Genomic DNA, 21,720 nt, shown 5'->3' on the forward strand with positions numbered 1-21,720 from the left:
ACAATAAAATAGATTGAAAAAGCAGGCTGGTTTTGGTAGCATTAATTCGGTCTTTTATCCGTTAAATTGGAGGTATACTGAATTGAAAGCTTACCGTTTCCCGATTATTCTGCTTTCATCTATTATTGCCGGTGCTGTAATCGGACTTATTTTTCAAGAAAAAGCCATGATCTTAAAGCCATTTGGCGATTTGTTTTTAAATGGCATGTTTACGGTTGTCGTACCGCTTGTCTTTTTTACCATTTCTTCTTCTATTGCAGCAATGGGAGCAACAAAACGGCTCGGAAAAATTATGGGCAGCATGTTCAGCGTGTTTCTGCTTACTGGAATCGCTGCGGCTATTTTTATGCTGATTGCCGTTTCCATTTTTCCGCCTGCAGAGGGAGTGAATTTAAAGCTTCAGCAGCCTGAAGCAGCAGAGCAAGTGACACTTGGCGACCAAATTGTCAGCACGTTCACTGTTTCTGATTTTGGAGAGCTTTTCTCCAGAAACAATATGCTGGCATTGATTGTCTTCGCTGTGTTCCTTGGATTGTCCGTTTCCCTTATCGGTGAAAAGGGAAAGCCGTTTGCCGCCTTCTTGTCTTCAGGTGCAGATGTTCTAATGAAGCTTGTGTCCATCATTATGCTGTATGCACCAATTGGGCTTGGCGCCTATTTTGCCACCCTTGTCGGCCAGTATGGACCTCTCCTGCTCGGAACCTATTTTAAAGCAGGCATTCTTTATTACATTGCTTCAGTTATTTACTTCTTTGCGGCATTCACGCTATTTGTGTTTTTATCCGGAAAAGGACGGGCTGTTAAGATGTTTTGGAAAAATATGCTTTCTCCAACCATCACATCCTTGGCGACCTGCTCAAGCGCGGCATCTATCCCGGTAAATTTGGAAGCATCCAAAAAGATGGGCATACCTGATGATATCCGTGAAATGACAGTGCCTCTTGGAGCAACAATGCATAAAGACGGTTCTGTTATGGGCGGTGTGCTGAAAATTGTCTTCCTGCTTGAGCTGTTTCATAAGCCTGTAGGAGGCTTTAGTACCTGGATCACCATTATCCTTGTTTCCCTTCTTGTCGGAACAGTTATGGGCGCCATTCCAAGCGGAGGCATGATAGGGGAAATGCTGATTCTTTCCTTATTCGGCTTTCCGCCTGAAGCCCTTCCGATTATCGCAGCGATCAGCACAATCATTGATCCGCCGGCAACGATGCTGAATGTCACTGGTGACAATGCGGCAGGAATGCTTACGGCAAGAATTGTGGAAGGGAAAAAATGGATGTTAATGAAAACAGGCAAAGAAAAGTCTAAAATTGCCTGATCTGAGCAAAAAGCAGCCAGCCTTATAAAAGCTGGCTGCTTTTTTAATGATACATACTGAAATATTATGGTGAATCTGAATTTTTGCTGAAATCGGCTTCCTCATAAGCTAAATAAATTATTGTTCTCTCCAGCAAGTTATTAAAGTATAATAATTTAAGTATTGAAAGATTAAAAGCGTTTGCAATAGTTTGTTGCCAGGAAGGAGCACACAGCTTGAAAAGAACATGGTGGAAAGAAGCGACAGCTTATCAAATATACCCCCGCAGCTTTATGGATGCCAATGGAGACGGGATTGGAGATTTGCAGGGAGTCATTTCAAAGCTTGATTATCTGCAGGATTTTGGAATCGATGTCATATGGATTTGCCCGATTTTTGAATCACCGAATGCTGACAATGGTTATGATATCAGCGATTATCAGGACATTATGAAGGACTTCGGCAGCATGGAGGACTTTGATGAACTGCTTGCTGAAACGCATAAACGCGGCATGAAACTGATTATGGACCTTGTGGTCAATCATACGAGTGATGAGCATCCATGGTTTATTGAATCCCGTACATCCAAAAACAGCGAAAAAAGAGACTGGTATATTTGGAGAGACGGCAAAGACGGCAAAGAGCCTAATAACTGGGAAAGCATTTTTAACGGCTCAGCATGGGAAAAAGATGAACTAACAGATCAGTATTACCTTCACGTGTTTGCCAAAAAACAGCCTGACTTAAATTGGGATAACACGGATATGCGCGAAGCAGTCTATAAAATGATCAACTGGTGGCTGGATAAAGGAATTGACGGCTTCCGGGTGGATGCCATTTCTCATATAAAGAAAAAAGAAAACTTTCCTGATTTGCCGAACCCGTACGGTTTTCCATTTGTCCCATCCTTTGATTACCATATGAACGTAGACGGCATTTTAACGCACTTAACAGAGCTGAAAGCGCAAACGTTTGCGCGATATGATATTATGACTGTCGGCGAAGCAAATGGTGTGCGCCTTGAGCAGGCAGAAGACTGGGTTGGCGAAAAGGACGGCATTTTCAACATGATTTTCCAATTTGAACATCTTGGTTTGTGGGATACAGGAGTCAGCGGCTCTATTGATCTTGCAGAATTTAAAAAAACGATGACAAAATGGCAAAAAGGACTTGAAGGTCGAGGATGGAATGCCCTTTTCCTTGAAAACCATGATCAGCCGCGCTCTGTTTCAACATGGGGAAATGACACAATCTATTTAAATGAGAGCGCGAAGGCCCTTGCTGCCATGTACTTCTTTATGCAAGGAACGCCTTTTATTTATCAGGGACAGGAAATCGGAATGAAGAATGTTCATTTTGATTCTATTGTGGATTACGACGATGTAGCCATGAAAAATCTCTATCTGATTGAAACAGCCAAGGGAAGGCCGCACGAAGAAATCATGGAAATTATTTGGCATAAAGGAAGGGATAACTCCCGCACCCCAATGCAGTGGAACAAAGAAAAGAACGGCGGTTTCTCAAACGGGACACCATGGTTCGGCGCGAATTTAAACTATGTGAAGTGCAATGTTGAGGAGCAAATGTCTGATCCAGAATCTATTTATCATTTTTACAAAAAAATGATTAATCTTCGAAAAGAAAATGATGTGCTTATTTATGGAAGCTATGATTGTATTCTTGACGAGGATAAACAGATTTATGCATATACCAGAACGCTGGATGACCAAAAGGCGCTCATTATCTGCAATATCTCCGGACAAAAAGCATACTATCAGTACAGCAGCCTGCCGCTTTCCTCTGAAAAGCTCATGCTGGCAAACTATAAAACACAGTCTCATAAGCACACAACAGCATTTATGATGAAGCCTTACGAAGCAAGAGTCTATTTGCTGCAGTAATGGCAAGGATAGGGGCAGCCTGCGGGCGGGCCTCTATTTTTATTATGGCTTTGTTAAATTTGACTGTTGATTTCCGTTGCAGGCGTCCGCTTTCCGCGGGGCGGGCCGCTTGAGCCTCCTCGGCGCCTTAGCGCCTGCGGGGTCTCACCTGTCCCGCTGCTCCCGCAGGAGTCTCCCGCCTGGAACGTAGATCAACAGGTGGGTAAAAACCAACATTCTTCTTAAACATAGCTTATTTTTTAATAATCTCAAGCAGACAGCGAATGGACAGATTTACCAGATGTAAACCCCCGATATAAAGATAAGAAAGGTTACTTTAAACAGGCGAAGTAGTAAAATAGTAAGCGGTTAGGCAATTCAATTTTTACAGGGGAATCAGCATGAATAAATATAAAAGTATTTTACTTGAAAAGGCACGCACTTTAATTTCAGAGTGGACAAAAAATGATCGGCCTGTGACTCACCGGGAAGTTTACAAGTTTCTTCACTCCCTTTCAGGAACAGCTCCAACGATCGGTTTGACGGAACTAGGCGCATCAGCAGCATGTTTAATAAAAAACGTAAAGGAAGACAGTGATGAGACTTGGCTGAAAGACGAGCTGTTTCTTTTCCTTTCTGACCTTTTAACCATTTTATATGAAGAAGACGCAAATATGGCTGCCACTGGCACGGGATCAGCTGCCGGCGGCGGGATCAGCAAGCAGCTGGTTATTTTGATTGATGACGATACTGCGTTGCTGATGTATATAAAAGATGAATTGGAAAAACAGAACTATGCGGTTATTGCATTTGCTGAGCCGGAAAGAGCTGCTGCTTCGCTCTTTGATCTTGAACCGGACTGCATCATCATCGATGTGCACATGCATTCGAGAAATGGCCTGGATGTTTTGACAGATTTAAAAAGAAAGATGAAGAAACGATTTATCCCGGTTATCATGATCAGCGTCGATTCTTCGAAAGCGACACGGATGAAATCGTATGAACTGGGTGCGGATGATTTTATTCCAAAGCCTTTTGATTTGGATGAATTTTCTGTAAGGGTGAGGCGCCAGACAGAGAAAAAAAGGGATATAGATGAACTGGTTATGATCGATGAACTAACAAGGGTATTCAACAGAAAATACCTAAGAGACTCTTTTGAGCGCATCAGAGCCCAAATTATCAGGGAAAAACAGCACCTTAGCGCTGCAGTTATTGACTTGGACCATTTTAAAAAAATTAATGATAAATACGGGCATCTGGCTGGGGACAAGGTTCTGGTCAGGTTTGCGGATTTGCTTAAGAGAAGCATTCGGCCGTCCGATTTGCCGTACAGGTTTGGCGGCGAGGAATTTCTCCTGCTGCTTCCGAAAACAGAAGCAGAGGAAGCCAAAAAGGTTCTGGAACGGATTCTTGCCGAGTTTTCGGAAGTCACTTTTTCTGAGGGCGGAGAAAGCTTTTCCTGTACCTTTTCAGCAGGAATTGCCCAGTTTGAAGACTATATGGACTACCACGTTCTGATGGATCTTGCTGACAGCACGCTTTATGAAGCGAAAAAGAAAGGAAGAGGCAGAGTTCTGATCAATGACAGCAGCAGTCCGGCGCGCAAAAAGGTGCTTCATGTCGGCATTATTGACGATGATCCGATCATCAGGACCATTTTACAGGATCTTTTCCGCAAAAGCAGATTGTCCAAAAGGCTCGAATTTGATATCCGGCTTTTCCAGGATGGAATGAGTTTTCTGGAATCAGACTGGTACGGAGACGGAAAGGATGATGAATTCTTCATTATTCTTGATGGAGTTCTGCCTGAAATGGATGGGATTGAAGTTTTGAAGAAAATAAGGCAGCTTGAGGATCAAAAAAAGTATACCGTCATTATGCTAACGGCAAGAAAAAGCGAAGAAGACATTGCAAAGGCCCTCCACTATGGAGCAGATGATTATTTGACAAAGCCATTTAAACTGGCTGAGCTCGAATCAAGGCTTCAGCATTTGATAAAAAGAGTCAAGCACATTGAAGTTCCCCTCAAAAGTACCGATATATAAGTATGTACAAAAAAGGCAGCCTGAAAAAGGTGCTGGAGGTGGAACTGAATGGCACGGATATTGCTGGCTGAAGATGAAGAAATATTAAGGATGCTTGTTGCCGATACACTTGAAGAAGAAGGATACAGTCTTGAAGAAGCAGCAGACGGTGAAGAAGCACTTAAGAAAATGCTTGAGCATGAGTATGACCTTATTTTGCTTGACTATATGATGCCGGGCTATACAGGGCTTGAATTAATTGAAAAAATACGCAATCATCCCGATAAGAAAAATGCGAAAATTATGATGCTGAGTGCGAAGAGCCAGGCCGCTGACCAGGAAAGAGTGCTTGATGCCGGAGCGGACTATTTTATGGCAAAGCCCTTCAGCCCGATACAATTGCTCGAAAAGATCAAAGAAATTACAGGGCAGGATGAATAGATGATAAAAAAAAGCCTTCCAAGGCAATTCGGGGCTTTCACAGCAGCCATCATTTTAATGTTCTGTGCGACGTTTGCTATATTTGTGTGGGCACAGAACAGGACACAAGCCTCTTATGATGCAGAAAACAGCAGGCTTAAAATGCAGGAAAAGCTTGCCGGTGACCTTGATTACGCCTTTAATAGCGCCATCTCCGAGATCAGAGCCTATTTTGCCTACGGCGAGAACGGCAAAAACAAGCTTTACTATGAAAAAGCAATGGAGCAAAAAAGCCTGATTTCTCAAAAGCTGGATGAACTTCATGAGGATGCCCTGGCAGAGAAGGACTCAGAATTTGTGAAGGCAGCTCAGGCATTTTACACGTTTTATTTTCAGGATGCTGTACCAAAAAGTGTCCGGCTCTACGAAGAGGGAGACATCAAGGGATTGACAAAGGTTGCCTTGAGCCCTGACGGATCAGCAAAGATAAGAAACTTTCAGCAAAGCCTTAAGGAATATAGAGGAAGAATTGCCGCAAAGCAGGCAGCCAATGATGAATCCTTTGCGAATAACAGCCTGGCATCCCAGCTGATTTTCTCCGGAGCCGTTCTGGCGCTGCTCATTATTTTATTTGCTGTTATCCGTCATGTGCTGAACAAGCTCCGCAAGCCTTTAAATGATTTAACGCAAGCAGCCAAGGGAATCGCAGCAGGCCGAGAAGTCATTTTTATGCGGACCATTGACCGCGAGGACGAGCTTGGTCTTTTGCACAAAGCATTTGAAAAAATGAGCCGGAATATTGTGGGCAAAGAGCAGGATTTAAACGCGCAGAACGAAGAGCTGATTGCCCAGCAGGATGAGCTGCAGGCACAGCAGTCCGAGCTTGAAGACGCGCTCGGCATGATGAGGGACAGAGAAGCCCAGCTCACATTGAGGAATGAACTGATTCATGGGATTTCCAATACCCTTGATAAGGGAGAGCTGCTGGAGAGCATAGTCACGGCAATGGCTCGTATTGTAGGGGCAGAAAAAGGGTTTATTTTTACGGCGGATGATCAGCATAGCTCTGCTTCCTACGGGGCATCTGAAAAAAGCATGAACCTCATTTCAAAGAATTCAGATGCAGCAGCGAGAATGCTCAAAACAAAAAAACCGTTTTCTGTGAAAAGAAAAGCATACGGCACAGAAAGAGACGGCCATGAACAAGAGCTCTTTTCTTATGATTTATACCTTCCAGTCATTTCTTCGGAAAATGCTGTAGAAGCAATTCTCCTTTTGACACGCTATAGTGATGATTACACCTCAGGGGAAATGGATAACTATGCAGGACTGGCTAAAAATGTCTCGCTTTCGCTGGAAAAAATCAGCCTGTATGAGCAGTCAGAAAAGGATCGTGTGTTAAATCAGGAGATTATGAACACCGTCCATGAAGGCATTCAATTTGTTGATGTAAACGGAAAAATACTCCAAACAAATGAACAGATGAAAACCATTTATCAGCATTCAGTGCAAGGGGTTCATAACAGGTTTTTATTCAGTGAATGGGCAGATTGGTTCGAAAGGCAAATGGAAAACGGAGAAACAGCAAAGAAATTTTTCAGCGAAGCTGTGCTTGCTGCAAACACGGAATTGAACAAAACGGCTGTTTTCCAGCTTGCCAGGTGCCAGAAAGTAATCCAGGTGTATGCGGAACCGCTTTTCCAAAACGGCCTTAAAATCGGCACAGTTCTTGTGCACAGGGACATTACGAAAGAGTATGAAGCCGACCAGATGAAATCGGAATTTGTCAGCACCGTCAGTCACGAGCTTAGAACACCTCTTGCCAGTGTACTCGGCTTTACTGAGCTGATGCTGAACAGAGAGCTTAGCCCAGAGCGGCAAAAGAAATACCTTTCTACCATTTATCAGGAAGCAAAGCGCCTGACATTGCTGATTAATGAATTCCTTGATGTGCAGCGGATGGAAGCGGGCAAGCAGCCATATGAAAAGCGATATGAAGATCTTGTTCTAATTGTTGAAAGTGTTTTAGAAAATCAGAAAGTCCAGGCAGCAGCGCATCAATTTGTGCTGAACAAACAGACAGATCAGACAGTGGTGCTTGGCGATAAAGATAAAATTGCCCAGGTTTTTACGAATCTTATCAGCAATGCCGTAAAATATTCGCCAGAAGGCGGTACCGTTACAGTCACCATAAGCGAAGAAGGCAAACAGCTTAAGATAGATATAAAAGACGAAGGTCTTGGCATCCCGTCAGAAGCCCTTGATAAACTGTTTGCGAAATTTTATCGGGTAGATAATTCAGACAGAAGGACAATCGGGGGAACGGGTCTTGGACTGGCGATCGTAAAAGAGATTATGAAGGCGCATGACGGCAAGGTGAATGTTTCTTCAGCCCTTGGCAAAGGAAGCACGTTCACCGTATCCTTTCCTCTTGTTTTAGGAACGGATGCCGGCAGTGAAGAAGAACGAACAGGAGCAGCAGAACACAGAACAAATGTCATTATCGTAGAAGATGATTTGAATCTGGCAAATTTGCTGAAAACAGAGTTAGAAGAAAGCCGCTTTGCCGTAAAAATCTTCACAGGCGGACAAGAAGCATTAACATGCATTAAAGACGAAAAGCCTGATGCCGTTGTGCTTGACATTATGCTCAGCGATGCAAGCTTTACCGGCTGGGACGTCCTGACAGAAATTAAAAAGAATAAAGCGCTCAGCAAGCTGCCCATCTTCATTTCCTCCGCTTTGGATGAAAAAGAAAAAGGACTTGCTCTAGGAGCGGAGGATTACCTTGTCAAACCTTATCAGCCAAGCGCTCTTTCCAAGCTTATCTTGCAGACGCTGCTTCAAAAGGACTGGCAAGGACAGATCCTTGTCCCAGCTGAAGACTGACTTTTCATAGTCAGTCTTTTTTATTTAGGCTATGTTAAAGGAGAATGTTGATTTTTGAGCACCTGTTGATTGGAGTGGGAGTGGCAGGCGGGAGACTCCTGCGGGAGCAGCGGGACAGGTGAGACCTAAGCAGAAGCGAAGCGGCGAGGAGGCTTGCCGCCCGCCCCGCGGAAAGCGAACGCCTGAAACGGAAATCAACAGCCAAATTTTACAGAGTTTTAATTTAAACTATCTGAAGAGTAACGATATTTTTCTTAAAACTCGGGTAATCTTTCATTAAAGGAGGATGATACCATGCTGAAAAAACATACCCTTCGGACAAGCAAGCATTCTGAATTTATTGAAGTAACCAAGACAGTCCGGCAGGAAGTGAAAAATGCCGGGATAAAGGAGGGGACAGTTACCGTTTACTGCCCTCACACAACTGCGGGGATAACCATTAATGAAAATGCAGATCCGGACGTAAAAAAAGACATGATCCGCCGTTTTGAGGAAGTGTATCCGTGGGAGCACCCGGAAGACAGACATGCTGAAGGCAATACAGCTGCTCATTTAAAGGCAAGCACTGTTGGTCCGTCCCAAACGATCATTGTTGCAGAAGGAAACCTTTTGCTTGGAACATGGCAGGGAATTTATTTCTGTGAATTTGACGGCCCAAGAGAGAGGACTTATTATATCAAGCTGCAGGCGGACCAGGCATAGTTCAGTGAGGAGATCAGATTTTCAGAAAATCAGCCCATTTAAACTTGTAATTTCTTTATAATCTACTAAACTGGTAGTGGTGATGATTAATGGAAATAATTGATTACTCCTACAAAAAAAGGGGCAGAGTCGAATTTGTTTTTTCCACATTTCCTCATTCCAAAGCGATGCTGTATCCTATCAAAAATTACTTTTTTGTCCGCTATGTAACGTGGGATGAGCGGGATCCTATTGTGACGAAAGCTGATCTGGAGGAAATGGAAATGCTCGCCAACAAGCATTTTGGCAGGGAAAGCTGGTATAAGAAGAGAAAAAATCCCACCTCTTCTGAACAGCGTTTCTAAGCTCTGATCAGCTCTGTTTATGCCTATTCGCTTAATACAGCGAATAGGCTTTTTATATTGCCCAAGTATGAGAACCAATTTTAGTTACAATCCGGCTGTCTTCCAGAAACACGATATTTCCATCTCTGTTTTGAAAATAAGAAAGGTATTTATAATCCGGTTTTGAAACCTGGGAAAATAAATAAGCGCTTTGAATCGCATAAGGCTTTCTATAAGAATTCAGCTGCCGGATCATGCCTTCAGCACTGTCGATCCCGATCCCGTGGCCATAATACTTGCCATTGCCAAGATCAATGACATTTTCTCCTCTCCATTGCGGTGTTTCAGGACTAAAGTCCGGATTATTAAAATACAGCACATCGCCCGGTACAAAGTTATTTCCTTTTGTTGTATAAAGTCCAAGGTCATCATCCGTGTGCCAGTCATACAGCACAAGGCCATCAAAAAGCCGGTTGAACTGCTGCTCGCTGATGCTGTCCAGTGCAGCTTTATACAAAACGATGGTCATAGCAGTCGCACATTCAAAAGCATATTTTGAGCCATTCTGAAAAATGTCTCTGATGCCCTCGGCTGGCGTTACACCGGGTTTTAAAAAAAACGCCCCGTGCGAAGACACTTTCCACAGCTTTCGATTGGCATAAGAGTTTTGAAATATTTCAAAAAGAACCCCGCTTTTGTTCAAATCCCGTGCAGCCCCGACAACCCTTTGCCTCATCTGTAATTCAAATTGAAGCTGTTCCGCATTGTCGTAAGCATATATTTCTTCATAGCTGTTCATTTTAGAAAATATTTCCTTTTGAAGCTCTGTTTTTGCCAATCCCCCCATTTGTTCAGGGCCAACTAAGTTTCGGTTTATAAGAATCATAATGACAGCCTCCAAGCTTCGCAGATAGGCATCTGCCTTATAGTAGCTGTTCATACCTTATGCTTTTTACCTGCATTTGTGAATGTCCGCATGCAAGAAAACGGATTAGTGCAAACTACAGTAAAATGCCCTGTCGGCGTTTATAAAACAGTGATAAAGGTTATTTACATATTAAGAAACCAGTAAATGGACTGTTCAAGGAGGATCAGAAACATGAATGAAAATAATCACATGGTTAATAAACAGGGTGAAGTGGATCCGTCTGAAGTGCGCGATGTAATGGGCAGGATCAGCAATGAAAGATCAGAAGAAATTCTGCAGAACTTTAATCAGTTTGTCAGTTATTTAAATGAAAGAATTGAACTTGGCGAAAAGCTTGGCTTATCGGAAGAACAGCTGGCCGTAACTGCCGAAAAAATTGCCGGCTATCTGGCAGAGCATAAAGAACCTAAAAATCGTGAGGAATACTTGCTTAGAGAGCTTTGGAATGCAGGAAACAAAGAGCAGCAGCACCAGCTGTCACATATGCTCGTCAACATGGTGAAGAATAAAGGCTAAAGAACAGAGGTGCTCCTTAATTGGAGCACTTTTTTTTGCTTTCATGCCTGCTGCAGTGATCCTAATTCATCTTTCTTTCGTTTTTATTAATAAATAGCCTATTCAAGGAGTGGAACTAAACATGAAAAGAGGATTGATTGCTCTAGCAGCCTTCTTTCTGCTGCTTATTCCTGCTGCAGCCTTTGCAGCCGAAAAACCGGCTGAAGCACCTGCGGCAGAGTTAAGGTCAGGGCTGGATCAGCTTTTATCCGAACACTTTGTCCTGGCTGTCATGTCCATGACGAAAGAATATGAGGGAGCACCTGATGCAGAACAGGTGCAGGCAGCACTGCAGCAAAATGCAGAAGATATGGTGCCAGCAATTGAGAAGCTTTACGGCAAGGAAGGTGCTGAGCAATTCGGTAAAATTTTCGGAAGCCATAACGGTTATACAAAGAGCCTGGCCATGGCTGCTAAGCAAAAGGATCAGCAGGCTGCGGCGGAAGCAAAGGATGATATTAACCAGTTTACAAAAGAATTCTCTGTCTTTTTGGAAAAAGCGACAGGCGGGAAACTTACGAAAGAAACCGCTAAAAAAGCTCTTTTGGCACATGAAGAGGATGTTCAGAAAACCTTTGAGAGCTATGCTGAAGGGGACTACAAGCAGGCCTATCAATCATTCAGAGAAGGATTCGGCAGAATGTTTACCATCAGCAAAGCCCTTTCTGGAGCCATTACTGCCCAAATGCCAGAAAAATTCGCATCATCTGATACAAAAGCTGCAGACCTTCGTTCCAGCCTCAGCAGTCTGACAGCTGAACACACGGCTCTGGCAGCGCTCGGACTGCAAAAAGGATACGATGGGGCTGCAGATTATGACTTTGTGAACTGGGCAGAGGACCAGCACACGATGGATTTTAAAAAAACCATTTCAGCTATTTACGGCAATAAAGCAGGCATGCAGTTTGAGAAAATCTGGCAGTCTGATCACATCATTGCACAAGGCGAATTAGCCGCAGCTGCTGCTGAAGGTGATCAGCAAAAAGAACAGGCAGCTAAAGGTAAACTAATGAATTTTTCTAAAAAGTTTGGAACCTTTCTCAGCGAAGCCACTGGTGAAAGACTTTCTGAGAAAGACGCACAGGCTGCAATTTTGAAACATGAAAATTCAATTATCAAAGCCTTTGATAATTATGTTTCAAAAGACTATGCAGCATCGTATCGTTCTTTTAGAGAAGGCTATGCATTTATGTTTGAAGCCGCCAAAACACTTTCAAATGCCATTGCGTCACAGATGCCTGACAAATACACAGGATCCTCCTCCTCAATGCCAAGCGGAATGCCGAAAACAGGCTTTGGAGGAGCATCACAATCTGAAGAAGCCAGCCGCTCTCTTTCTTTGATGGCCGTCTCCCTGACTGCTCTGGTTATCTTGACAGCAGGAGTTCTGTATCAAAAAAGGCACAGCTTCCGAAAAATGAGTTGAGGTGGTTTTGGTGAAGTGGTTCGTACGGATTGCCTATGCTGTTTTCCTTTCAGTCTTTCTTTTCAGCGCCTATTCTTTTGTTTCAGATAAGTATTTGCAAACAAGCGGTGCAGCAGAGGAAAACACCCCTCCTGTATACAAGGAGAAGAATCTGAAGCCAAGAATAGAAAAAACAAGGCTGTCACTTGAAGAGGAATTTCCGCGCATCAAAAAAATAAAAGAAACCCCGCTGCTCAATGAAAAATTCGAAGGCATTTATCCAGCAAAACTCTCCATCCCTAAAGCTGGAATTGAGGCGGATATTGAAGAGACAGGAACACTTGCAAACGGGCAAATGGGCGTTCCTGCTGATCTCCAGAATGCCGCCTGGTATGAACCTGGAACAAAACCGGGAAACAAAGGCAACGCTGTCATTGATGGGCATGTGGACAGCAAAACAGGTCCAGCTGTTTTTTACAGCTTAAAGAAACTTAAAAAAGGCGATGAAGTCAACGTATCAGACCAAAATGGCTTCACACTGACCTATATTGTAAAAGAACTTGTGAGTTATCCAAAAGATCAAGCTCCGCTTAAAGAAATCTTTGGAGAAACGGAAAAAAGAAACCTTAATCTGATTACTTGTACAGGCTTATTCAACAAAGAGCAGCATACTCATGAAGAAAGGCTTGTCGTGTACACGGAGCTGGCACAGGATCAACAATCCGAAATAGCCCAAAAAGTACTGAAGCCAGAAAGCCCTTCGAACGTAAAAGCAGCAGGCGGCTTTGTTTCGTGGTATGCCGTCCGCAATCAAAACATCATCGGCTACAGAGTTTACAAGATGGAAAAAAACAGCGGCATCTATCACCAGATGGCCAGCGTATCTGCCTACGAAAGGAAGAACATTGCTGACACCAAAATGCAGGCGGACAGCAGCTATTACATTACGGCTGTTGACCGATATGGACAGGAATCTGCTCCTTCTGAAACGGTGAAAGGGAGCGGTGAGGAATAAAGATTATCCTTAGTGATGCAGAGTCAGCTAAGGTAACAGCGGTGCAGCGGGCGATACGGTGTTATTAGAAAGAAATATTTAAGGGTGCTGCATTTTTGCGGTACTTCTTTTGTATATAAGCAAAAAAGCTGATGGAAATAAGGCATCCATCAGCTTTTTTATATTATTGATTGTGATTTTGGTTGTTCAGCGCTTGTCGGCGCTGAACGAGCGGCTTGCGCTTTTCTATTTGTCCAGCTGCAGCCGCTAGCCCCTCGAGGTCATAAGCCGGTCATCCAGAGAAAGGAAAAGTCGCCTTTCTCCGGCTGTCCGTCTTATGCTTGTCGGGGCTGAACGAGCGGCTTGCGCTTTTCTATTTGTCCAGCTGCAGCCGCTAGCCCCTCGAGGTCATAAGCTGGTCATCCAGAGAAAGGAAAAGTCGCCTTTCTCCGGCTGTCCGTCTTATGCTTGTCGGGGCTGAACGAGCGGCTTGCGCTTTTCTATTTCCCCAGTACCTCCGCAAAGGCTTCTGCTGCTGATTGACTGGATTGGGGGTTTTGGCCTGTGACGAAGTTGCCGTCTGTGATGACATGGTCAGTGTAGGCTGCTGCTCCTTCAAATTTAGCTCCTTGTTCTCTTAATCGGGATTCCAGTAAAAACGGCATTTTAGGAACCAATCCAGTTTGCTGCTCTTCTTCGTTAGTAAAGCCGGTCATGCTGACGCCATCCACGAGCCATCTGCCGTTAGATCTTTTCGTATTGACGAACCCAGCCGGGCCATGGCAAACAGCGCCGATTACTTTGTTATGGTCGGCAAAGTGCTGCAGGGCATTTTTTAAAGGCTGGTGGTCAGGCAGATCAAACATGGTGCCGTGGCCGCCTGGAAGAAATATGCCGTTATAGTCGTTTACATTAACTGCTGCAAGCACTTCGGTGTTTTGCAGGACCTCGATTGCTTCATTGAAGGCGTCAGGGATCTGATCTTCTACGCTGTTTTGGTCAATTGGAATTCTGCCGCCTTCAGGACTGGCTGCTGTTACTTGATATCCTCTGGTTTTAAATTCATTATAGGGCTCGGCAAATTCAGAAAGCCATAGACCTGTTTCCGTTTTGTCATCAATTTTGCTTGCGTTTGTTAAAACCATCAATACCTTTTTCATGTTAACTCCACCTTTTGTATACAGGATATATAGAATTTAACCCTATTCTCAAAAAATAAACGTGTTTTTCCAGCATTTTGGATTTCGAGACTTTCGGAGGAGCACTATTCTGAACAGCAGTATGAGCTTGTCTGTCTATGCAAATGCTACCATGAAGAAGCAAAAGGGGGACGATGGAGTGGACCATTTTGCAATAACACTCGGCAGAACGTTTGCTGGTTTTTTTGTTCTTTTAATATTAACGCGCCTAATTGGCAAAAAGCAGCTCAGCCAAATAACGATGTTCAACTATATCACTGGCATTGCACTTGGAAATATTGCAGGGGATATGGTCGTTCATCGCGATATAAATTTGGCTGACGGCATCATGGGCCTTGTGCTGTGGACTTTACTAGCAATCGGCATTGAATACCTGGCGCTGAAGTCCTCCAAAACAAGGATTCTCCTTGATGGCGAGCCAACCATATTGATAAAAGACGGCAGGCTGATTGAAAAATCACTAATCTCCAACAGATTAAACATTGATGATTTAACAATGCTCTTGAGGGATAAGGGGATTTTTTCTATTCAGGAAGCAGATTATGCCATTCTTGAACCGAATGGCAAATTGAGTATATTGAAAAAGATGGAGTATGAAAACACCGTAAAATCTGATTTTCATCTTCATAAAAAAAGAAAGTTTCTGCCGGCAGAACTGATTGCAGACGGAAAGCTTGTGAAAAAAAATCTGGAAGAAGCAGCTGTCTCAGAAGAATGGCTGCAAAATAAGCTTTGGGAAAAAGGGGCGGCTGGATATGATGAAGTGCTGTATGCGGAACTTCAGGAAGACGGCTCTCTTTTTGTTCAAAAAAAAAGTGAAGCCGATTAATCTTCGGCTTCACTTTCTTTAATCTTGCAGTAACTCTTCTTCAACAGGTTCTTTTACGGTTGAGCGTACAATAAAGAACGCAATGACCGATAAAATGGCTGCCATTAAAAACGGCGCTCTTGCAGAAACTGACTGTCCGATCACACCTGAGAGTACAGGGGCAATCGCAGCTCCAAGCCAGCGGAGGAAGTTGTAGCCGCCAGATGTGATGCTTCGTTCAAAAGGTGCTTCCATCACATGGCTTGTGAAAAGAGCATTGTTTAAACCGGAAGCAAGACCTGACAAAATAATCAAGACAACCATCGCTGGTGTGGATGGAATAAGGAACAGAAGCAGCAGAAACAGCACAAAGGCTGCTAGGCTGAACGGAAGAATCTGTTTGGCTGCCCATTTTTTCTCCAGCTGATGGGATAAAATAGCCGATCCATACGCAAGACACAATCCCCAGCCGAAAAATACAAGCCCTATCTGAATAGTAGAAAGCTTTACGACAAGAGGAGAATAAGCAAGCACCACGAAAAAGCCATAGTAGTAAAGCATTCCGCCAATGGCAGTTTTAAAGAAAGGCTTAAACTTAAACAGCTTGCCCATTTCTTTAAAGCCTGCAGCCTTCCTTTGCTTGCCTTTGCCGGGATCCTTAATAAAGAAAATTACAAGGATAAAGGCAACAAAAATTAATACGCTTGTCGCCATGAATGGATATCTCCAAGAACTGCCGCCAAGAACACCGCCAACAAGCGGTCCGCCTGCCATGCCAAGTCCTATTGCTGCTTCATACAAACCGATCGCCGTATGAGCCTGGGGAGTTAAAGCGATTAAAAGAGTCATGGCAGTAGCGAAGAACATGCTGTTTCCAAAGCCCCACCCAGCTCTGAATAAAGAAAGTTCTGTAATACCGTTTGAAAAACCGCATATAAGTGCAAAAACAGTTACAATGGCAAGTCCAATCGCCATCATTCGCTTATCACCGAACCGGCTTGCGAAAATGCCGGCAGGAATCATCATCACGGCCATCGTCAGGATATAGGAAGTAAAGAGCATTTCAACCTGCCAATGCTTTGCACCGATTTGTTCGGCAATCGCAGGCAGAATCGGATCAACTACGCCGATTCCCATAAAAGCCAGAAATGCTGCAAAAACAGTAATCCATCTGGCCAATGTTTGATTGTTTTCCATCTACTTATTCTCCTCTGCTGTTAAGTATTGTTTGACTCTGTCTGAGAGCTCCTGCAAATCGTCTTTGAATTGCTGCATTCGCGCCATTTTGTCCTCAATCATAGAAATTTGATTTTCTATACCATCAGAAACTTTTTCAAGCTCTGCGCGGTCTTGACTTGATGGACCGCCATTTTTCGGATCAACAGTATCGTGCAAATCCAGGAACTGCTGCAGCTCCTGCAGTGAAAAACCGAGAATTTCCTTAGCAAGAACTACTTTTTTCAGACGTTCAATATCTGTTTCCGTATAAAGCCTTGTACCGCCATCAGACCGCTCAGGAACATGAATAAGACCGATCTGCTCATAATAGCGGATCGCCCTCTTAGTCAGACCGGTTTCTTTTGCCGCATCATCTATTTTTTTCAGCAGGATCTGTCACCTCTTTATAAAATAATCACATATCTAACCTTAACGTTAACGTTAGATTTTGTCAAGATCCCAGCATCAGGAAGAAAATAACGTGTATATTTGGAAACCATCTTTCTCATATTACAAATGTAGGATAAGGCACCTTTAGGAAGGGGTGAAAGAAATGAAATTGTTCGGAAGAGATAACAAAGAATCAAAACCGGAGAACAATGAAGCACTTCAATCTTCTCTCCAGGAAGCTGAACAAGCTCTTCAAGGAGATCCGCTAAAAGAAGCAGTTGAAAATAAAAAGAATGAAAGTGATTCTTCTAAAATGTAATGCAAAAAATGCGGTTCCAGCTGGAACCGCATTTTTCTTCAGAATAGCCTTATACAGTCTGTCGTTTGTTCAATTTTGAATTCAGCACAAACGTCCCAAAGGGGATAATAGAAGCAATCACAGCTCCAAATGCAGCGAGCAATGACCACTTATGGGCAATGGCAGCATTTGCAACAGCCAGCAGAAACAGGACAAAAAAGAGTCCATGAAGACCGCCGACAATGGTCACAGCCAGCGGGAATCCCGCAGCATATTTCAATGGCATGGCAATGGCAAGCAGGACAATGAAAGAAATTCCCTCAATCGTTCCGATTAACTTTAATCTTTCAATCGGTGAATTCAGCATGTATGTACCTCCGCAGGACAGGATTCTTCTTCATTATATACATGGCAAGGGAAAGAAATTATCATTCTTGGCCAATGTTCATAAAGTTGTACGAAAAATAATAACCTAAAACATAGTTGACTCATCAGAATTCTCAGAATATAATGCTTAAAAGAGTTGAAAAATCCCCAGACTGATCGGAAAACCGAAGGTCCTTTGTGCAGGTGATGCATAGAGGATTTTTTTACTGTTACCAGCATTAAAAATTCTGGAAAGCTAAGGGGGAAAAGCATTTTGAAAAAACTGATTGTCTTTATTATTGTCGGACTGCTGGCACAGCTGATTGACGGGTCGCTTGGCATGGCTTACGGGGTTACGTCAACCTCGCTTCTGCTTGCTTTTGGGGTTGTTCCTGCTGCTGCTTCTGCGTCAGTCCATTTGGCTGAAGTCGTCACAACAGCTGCATCCGGCATCTCGCACTTGAAATTTGGAAATGTAGACAAAGAAGCGGTTTACAAACTGATTATCCCGGGATCTATCGGTGCATTTATCGGAGCATGCTTTTTAAGCAGTATTTCAGGAGATTTGGCAAAGCCATATATCTCCATTTTTCTTCTGCTTCTTGGGCTCTATGTGCTCATCCGCTTTTTATTTCTTGTAAAAGAAGAAAAGGAAATAAAGGAAAAGCTCAGCCTTTCCAAGAAAGGAGCGATCCCTCTTGGATTGATTGCCGGCTTTGCCGATGCAACAGGCGGGGGCGGCTGGGGTCCTATTGCCACACCTGTTCTGCTTTCTAAAAAGGGGTCTTCTGCAAGAAAAGTAGTTGGAACGGTGGACACAAGCGAATTTGCCATCTCCGTTTCTGCTTCAATCGGCTTTATTATATCCCTTGGCTGGGAGCAGGTTAATTGGCTATGGGTGGGCGCCCTTATGACCGGCGGGCTGATTGCCGCCCCGATTGCTGCCTATCTTGTACGGAAAATTCCTGCCAAGCTGCTCGGTGTGCTTGTCGGAGGCTTTATTCTGCTTATTAACTCACGGACACTTATGCAGACATGGGTGCCGGAAAAATCGCTTCATCCCGTGTTTTATACGCTTATTATTGCTGTTTGGGCTGCCGCTCTGGGATTTGCCGTGTTTAAAAACCGGCAATCAAAGCACTTTGAATCAGCTATGTAACAACAGGATCAGGACTAAAGACTTGTTATTCATTTAAAAAAATCCAAAGTTTTTCAATTAATCTCATAAAATACCATAATACTGGTCTCCTTTTTGTTATAATAGGCCCTGTGTCTTATATTTCAAAAAAGGAGCGTACAAAGTGAAAAAATCTTTAGCAGCATCTTTGGCTTTATTGTTATTCTTCTGTATTTTTCCAATTAGTGGAGGAAATATGGCAAAAGCTAAAGCAGAATCCCTTACGATTACAGGACAATCCCAGCTGACTTCACAGCAGCTCGGAGACTACGTGCTCATGAACAATCCCTTTCCGGCAATAATGGGTATAAGTATATACCAGCTTGCCGATCTATATTTGGAAATAGGCAGCAAGGAAGGAATCAGAGGCGATGCAGCCTTTGCGCAGGCTATCCATGAAACAGGTTATTTTGCTTTCGGAGGCGACGTAATTCCTGCACAAAACAATTACGCAGGAATTGGAACCGTTGGAGGAGGCGTCAAAGGTGCTTTCTTTGCAACACCGGAAGAAGGAGTGCGGGCTCACATTCAGCACTTAAAAGCCTATGCTTCAACGCTTCCGCTTGAAACCGAACTCGCTGATCCGCGTTTCTCTCTTGTCAGACGGGGTGTAGCAGAAGTATGGACAGACTTGAATGGAAAATGGGCTGTGCCTGGCAACAACTACGGCCAAAACATCATGACTATTTACAGCGCCATGGCGTCGATGACGCTAACCATACCAAACGTAACGCTGCCTTCAGGTCATTCCCTGCCGGTCGGCATGCTGTATTTCTCAAAGGATGTTCCGCTTCTTTCCCCAAATGGCATAGTGTATAAATGGATGAAAAGAGGAAGTACTGCGAGAGTGTATGGAGTAATCGGCAAAGCTTACGATACAGGCGGAGGCTATACGATCGAAGCTGACAGCAGCAAAATGGCCATTGCCATAGGGCGTGCACTGATTAAAAAATCCGATACTTACTTATATGGCCCTGACAAAAAAATCTCCAGAAAAATTATTCCTGGAGAAGCGCTGAGAGTGTATTCATTTGATGAGGCCAATTACTATGTAGGCGGCGGCTATTATGTACCTAAAAGTTCAAATCCTACTTACTTTGTTGGAACCATTAAGCTTGGCGCTGATACAGTTTTATATGATCAGCAGGGGAATCCTAATAAAACCCTTGCTAAAGGGGATTCCTTCAGAGTATACGGTATTGAAGGCAAGAAGCTTGATTTAGGCAATCAATACACCATTACCTACAATAAAGCATTGATGACGTATTCTAATTAATAATGAAGGACTCCTTTAAGAGAAGGGAGTCCTTTTTATTGAAATCAAGTAAGACCTTCAGAAAGAGGGGATGCCTAAGATGTTTTTTTCAAAAAGGCGCATGTTTAAATAAATTCGGCCAAGGTAAAAGAACGCAGTTGACGGCGAAGACTCCTTTGGGAGTACGGGACAGGGTAGACCCCGCAGGCGCTTAAGCGCTGAGGAGGCTCCCCGGCACGCCCGCGGAAAGCGAAGCCGTCTGGGAAATCAAATGTCTATTTTTTTAAGTGCTTTAATGTTTTTTAATAACAAATTGCTCTTTCAATAGTGACCAATTTTCAGGAAAAGGTTCTCCAAGTACCCAATAGGCGATGCCTCTCAGCTTATAATCCTTAATCTGTTCAAATTTAGCCTGAGCGCTTTGCTGATTTTCAAACCAGACAACATGGCTTTTTCCGGCTGCATCCTTGTAATTGTAGTAAGGAGACTGTGTTTCGTTATCGAATTTAATTTCAGCGCCTTCTTTATAGGCAAGTGATTCAGCATCTGCCGGTGAAATTCGTTTAGCGGAAGGGTTCCCTTTTTTATAAGGCAGAGTCCAATCATAGCCGTATAGCGGCGCCCCCATAATGATCTTTTCTTTTGGGATAACGGTAAGGGCGTATTCTACCACTTTCCTTACTTGCTGAATTGGGGAAACGGCCATCGGAGGACCGCCTGACCAGCCCCATTCATAGGTCATCAGAATAACAAAATCAGCGAGCTCGCCGTGCTTTTTATAGTCATGCGCGCCGTGCCAGGGGCCGGCTTGTTTGTCACTTGATTTTGGTGCTAATGCCGTAGAGACAAGGTACCCTTTTTCATGAAGCTTTGGAATAATGGTTTCCAGAAAACCGTTATAAAGCTCCCTGTCTTTTTCTTTAATATGTTCAAAATCAATGTTAAGGGCTTTATATCCTTTTGTTTGCATGGTATGGATTACGCCGGCAATCAAATTCTTTGAAGCTGCTTTATTCGTGAAAATATTGTGGGCTACTTCAGGAGAAAAATTGCCTTCTGTAAAATTCGTCAGCACCATCATTGGGGCGGTGCCTGTTTTTTTGGCTGCTTTAAGCGGAATAGCATCATTTAATGGAATAAGGCTGCCGTCCTTCTTTGCCCTGTAGCTGAAAAAAGCTGTGTAAGAAAGAAGAGGTCCGGTATTATTAATTTCCTCTGCAGCTTTTTTAGCATCAACAGGTTCCAGAAAACCGATGCTTTCGATCTTTTGTTTTTTGTAGGCAGTATCAGCCGGATTTACTTCTGCAGGCTTTTTATGGTTTGTGCTGATTTGATCAACACGCGGCTTGGGATTAACGGTTTCTGCTTGGTTAAGGGAGCCTTGCTTCGGGTCTTTTCCCGCTTTTCCCATTTCCCCGCAGCCTGAAAGGATTAAAGAAACCCCAAGAAGAAGGCAAGAGAGCTTTTTCATCGTATCACTCCTTTTTTCCTTATCGTCCCTATCCTGTGTGTAAATATTTGCTCTTGTGAAAAAAGGTCATATTTTCCAAAGTGTGGCCGCTGGCTAACTTGGAAAAGGAAGGGAGTTT

General features: G+C 43.5%; 20 protein-coding genes. 14 read left to right on the forward strand and 6 right to left on the reverse strand.

Going from position 1 to position 21,720, the window contains the following annotated elements; genetic code table 11:
• The first annotated feature begins 82 nt into the window (after window positions 1-82).
• The 7 genes from LRR81_RS16110 (at window position 83) to LRR81_RS16140 (ending at window position 9,559) form a co-directional block, all read left to right on the forward strand.
• Entirely contained in the window at window positions 83-1,318 is a 1,236-nt protein-coding gene (locus LRR81_RS16110) for a dicarboxylate/amino acid:cation symporter (RefSeq protein WP_231790420.1), read from the forward strand.
• A gap of 215 nt (window positions 1,319-1,533) precedes the next feature.
• Window positions 1,534-3,198: a glycoside hydrolase family 13 protein gene (locus LRR81_RS16115; protein ID WP_231790421.1), complete on the forward strand. Its 1,665-nt coding sequence runs from the start codon at window positions 1,534-1,536 to the stop codon at window positions 3,196-3,198.
• A 380-nt stretch (window positions 3,199-3,578) separates the two neighbouring features.
• The gene (locus LRR81_RS16120; protein WP_231790422.1) at window positions 3,579-5,225 is read left to right on the forward strand and encodes a response regulator; all 1,647 of its coding nucleotides are present in this window, start codon (window positions 3,579-3,581) and stop codon (window positions 5,223-5,225) included.
• A gap of 48 nt (window positions 5,226-5,273) precedes the next feature.
• Complete coding sequence (locus LRR81_RS16125; protein WP_231790423.1) at window positions 5,274-5,645, forward strand: response regulator transcription factor; 372 nt, start codon at window positions 5,274-5,276, stop codon at window positions 5,643-5,645.
• The gene (locus LRR81_RS16130; protein ID WP_231790424.1) at window positions 5,646-8,513 is read left to right on the forward strand and encodes an ATP-binding protein; all 2,868 of its coding nucleotides are present in this window, start codon (window positions 5,646-5,648) and stop codon (window positions 8,511-8,513) included.
• Between the two features lie 294 nt (window positions 8,514-8,807).
• Window positions 8,808-9,215 carry a secondary thiamine-phosphate synthase enzyme YjbQ gene (locus LRR81_RS16135; RefSeq protein ID WP_231790425.1) on the forward strand — a complete coding sequence of 136 codons (408 nt, stop codon included), beginning with the start codon at window positions 8,808-8,810 and terminating at the stop codon, window positions 9,213-9,215.
• Window positions 9,216-9,304: 89 nt separating this feature from the next.
• Window positions 9,305-9,559, forward strand: a complete 255-nt coding sequence (locus LRR81_RS16140) for a hypothetical protein (RefSeq protein ID WP_231790426.1) — start codon at window positions 9,305-9,307, stop codon at window positions 9,557-9,559.
• A gap of 52 nt (window positions 9,560-9,611) precedes the next feature.
• Here LRR81_RS16140 and LRR81_RS16145 read toward each other — a convergent pair whose 3' ends face one another.
• Window positions 9,612-10,424 carry a protein-glutamine gamma-glutamyltransferase gene (locus LRR81_RS16145; RefSeq protein WP_231790427.1) on the reverse strand — a complete coding sequence of 271 codons (813 nt, stop codon included), beginning with the start codon at window positions 10,422-10,424 and terminating at the stop codon, window positions 9,612-9,614.
• Between the two features lie 213 nt (window positions 10,425-10,637).
• Between LRR81_RS16145 and LRR81_RS16150 the strand changes: the two genes are divergently transcribed.
• From LRR81_RS16150 to LRR81_RS16160, 3 genes are all read left to right on the forward strand, one after another.
• Window positions 10,638-10,982 (forward strand): DUF3243 domain-containing protein, encoded by a 345-nt coding sequence (locus tag LRR81_RS16150; RefSeq protein WP_231790428.1) that lies wholly within the window; start codon window positions 10,638-10,640, stop codon window positions 10,980-10,982.
• Window positions 10,983-11,103: 121 nt separating this feature from the next.
• On the forward strand, window positions 11,104-12,447 hold the full coding sequence (locus tag LRR81_RS16155; protein ID WP_231790429.1) for a copper amine oxidase: 1,344 nt from the start codon (window positions 11,104-11,106) through the stop codon (window positions 12,445-12,447).
• A 10-nt stretch (window positions 12,448-12,457) separates the two neighbouring features.
• On the forward strand, window positions 12,458-13,441 hold the full coding sequence (locus LRR81_RS16160; RefSeq protein ID WP_231790430.1) for a class F sortase: 984 nt from the start codon (window positions 12,458-12,460) through the stop codon (window positions 13,439-13,441).
• Between the two features lie 479 nt (window positions 13,442-13,920).
• Here the strand turns inward: LRR81_RS16160 and LRR81_RS16165 are convergent, their stop codons facing one another.
• Window positions 13,921-14,580, reverse strand: a complete 660-nt coding sequence (locus LRR81_RS16165) for a type 1 glutamine amidotransferase domain-containing protein (protein ID WP_231790431.1) — start codon at window positions 14,578-14,580, stop codon at window positions 13,921-13,923.
• 178 nt (window positions 14,581-14,758) lie between these two features.
• Here LRR81_RS16165 and LRR81_RS16170 point away from each other — a divergent pair, with 178 nt between their 5' ends.
• On the forward strand, window positions 14,759-15,448 hold the full coding sequence (locus LRR81_RS16170; protein ID WP_231790432.1) for a DUF421 domain-containing protein: 690 nt from the start codon (window positions 14,759-14,761) through the stop codon (window positions 15,446-15,448).
• Between the two features lie 18 nt (window positions 15,449-15,466).
• Here LRR81_RS16170 and LRR81_RS16175 read toward each other — a convergent pair whose 3' ends face one another.
• Window positions 15,467-16,624, reverse strand: a complete 1,158-nt coding sequence (locus tag LRR81_RS16175) for an MFS transporter (RefSeq protein ID WP_231790433.1) — start codon at window positions 16,622-16,624, stop codon at window positions 15,467-15,469.
• Window positions 16,625-17,038: a MerR family transcriptional regulator gene (locus tag LRR81_RS16180; RefSeq protein WP_331716351.1), complete on the reverse strand. Its 414-nt coding sequence runs from the start codon at window positions 17,036-17,038 to the stop codon at window positions 16,625-16,627. It abuts the gene before it with no gap.
• Between the two features lie 160 nt (window positions 17,039-17,198).
• On the opposite strand from LRR81_RS16180, the gene sspJ reads away from it, so the two are divergent.
• Entirely contained in the window at window positions 17,199-17,354 is a 156-nt protein-coding gene (sspJ, locus tag LRR81_RS16185; RefSeq protein WP_231790434.1) for a small acid-soluble spore protein SspJ, read from the forward strand.
• Window positions 17,355-17,403: 49 nt separating this feature from the next.
• Here sspJ and LRR81_RS16190 read toward each other — a convergent pair whose 3' ends face one another.
• Window positions 17,404-17,700 (reverse strand): DUF3817 domain-containing protein, encoded by a 297-nt coding sequence (locus LRR81_RS16190; RefSeq protein ID WP_231790435.1) that lies wholly within the window; start codon window positions 17,698-17,700, stop codon window positions 17,404-17,406.
• 273 nt (window positions 17,701-17,973) lie between these two features.
• Here LRR81_RS16190 and LRR81_RS16195 point away from each other — a divergent pair, with 273 nt between their 5' ends.
• Window positions 17,974-18,858 (forward strand): sulfite exporter TauE/SafE family protein, encoded by an 885-nt coding sequence (locus LRR81_RS16195; RefSeq protein ID WP_231790436.1) that lies wholly within the window; start codon window positions 17,974-17,976, stop codon window positions 18,856-18,858.
• A gap of 214 nt (window positions 18,859-19,072) precedes the next feature.
• The gene (locus LRR81_RS16200) at window positions 19,073-20,152 is read left to right on the forward strand and encodes a glucosaminidase domain-containing protein (RefSeq protein WP_231790437.1); all 1,080 of its coding nucleotides are present in this window, start codon (window positions 19,073-19,075) and stop codon (window positions 20,150-20,152) included.
• Window positions 20,153-20,423: 271 nt separating this feature from the next.
• On the opposite strand, the gene LRR81_RS16205 is transcribed toward LRR81_RS16200, so the two are convergent.
• Window positions 20,424-21,602, reverse strand: a complete 1,179-nt coding sequence (locus LRR81_RS16205) for a glycosyl hydrolase family 18 protein (protein ID WP_231790438.1) — start codon at window positions 21,600-21,602, stop codon at window positions 20,424-20,426.
• Window positions 21,603-21,720: the final 118 nt, after the last annotated feature.

Origin of the sequence: Metabacillus kandeliae (genome assembly GCF_021166585.1) — a bacterium.
GTDB classification, from domain to species: Bacteria; Bacillota; Bacilli; order Bacillales; family Bacillaceae; genus Metabacillus_B; species Metabacillus_B kandeliae.

What these genes read in the sequence shown, in the direction of transcription:
- LRR81_RS16120 (WP_231790422.1), top strand. Translation starts at nt 3,579, where the DNA reads ATGAATAAATATAAAAGTATTTTACTTGAAAAGGCACGCACTTTAATT.
- LRR81_RS16125 (WP_231790423.1), top strand. Translation starts at nt 5,274, where the DNA reads ATGGCACGGATATTGCTGGCTGAAGATGAAGAAATATTAAGGATGCTT.
- LRR81_RS16130 (WP_231790424.1), top strand. Translation starts at nt 5,646, where the DNA reads ATGATAAAAAAAAGCCTTCCAAGGCAATTCGGGGCTTTCACAGCAGCC.
- LRR81_RS16135 (WP_231790425.1), top strand. Translation starts at nt 8,808, where the DNA reads ATGCTGAAAAAACATACCCTTCGGACAAGCAAGCATTCTGAATTTATT.
- LRR81_RS16140 (WP_231790426.1), top strand. Translation starts at nt 9,305, where the DNA reads ATGGAAATAATTGATTACTCCTACAAAAAAAGGGGCAGAGTCGAATTT.
- LRR81_RS16145 (WP_231790427.1), bottom strand. Translation starts at nt 10,424, where the DNA reads ATGATTCTTATAAACCGAAACTTAGTTGGCCCTGAACAAATGGGGGGA.
- LRR81_RS16150 (WP_231790428.1), top strand. Translation starts at nt 10,638, where the DNA reads ATGAATGAAAATAATCACATGGTTAATAAACAGGGTGAAGTGGATCCG.
- LRR81_RS16155 (WP_231790429.1), top strand. Translation starts at nt 11,104, where the DNA reads ATGAAAAGAGGATTGATTGCTCTAGCAGCCTTCTTTCTGCTGCTTATT.
- LRR81_RS16165 (WP_231790431.1), bottom strand. Translation starts at nt 14,580, where the DNA reads ATGAAAAAGGTATTGATGGTTTTAACAAACGCAAGCAAAATTGATGAC.
- LRR81_RS16175 (WP_231790433.1), bottom strand. Translation starts at nt 16,624, where the DNA reads ATGGAAAACAATCAAACATTGGCCAGATGGATTACTGTTTTTGCAGCA.
- sspJ (WP_231790434.1), top strand. Translation starts at nt 17,199, where the DNA reads ATGAAATTGTTCGGAAGAGATAACAAAGAATCAAAACCGGAGAACAAT.
- LRR81_RS16190 (WP_231790435.1), bottom strand. Translation starts at nt 17,700, where the DNA reads ATGCTGAATTCACCGATTGAAAGATTAAAGTTAATCGGAACGATTGAG.
- LRR81_RS16200 (WP_231790437.1), top strand. Translation starts at nt 19,073, where the DNA reads ATGGCAAAAGCTAAAGCAGAATCCCTTACGATTACAGGACAATCCCAG.
- LRR81_RS16205 (WP_231790438.1), bottom strand. Translation starts at nt 21,602, where the DNA reads ATGAAAAAGCTCTCTTGCCTTCTTCTTGGGGTTTCTTTAATCCTTTCA.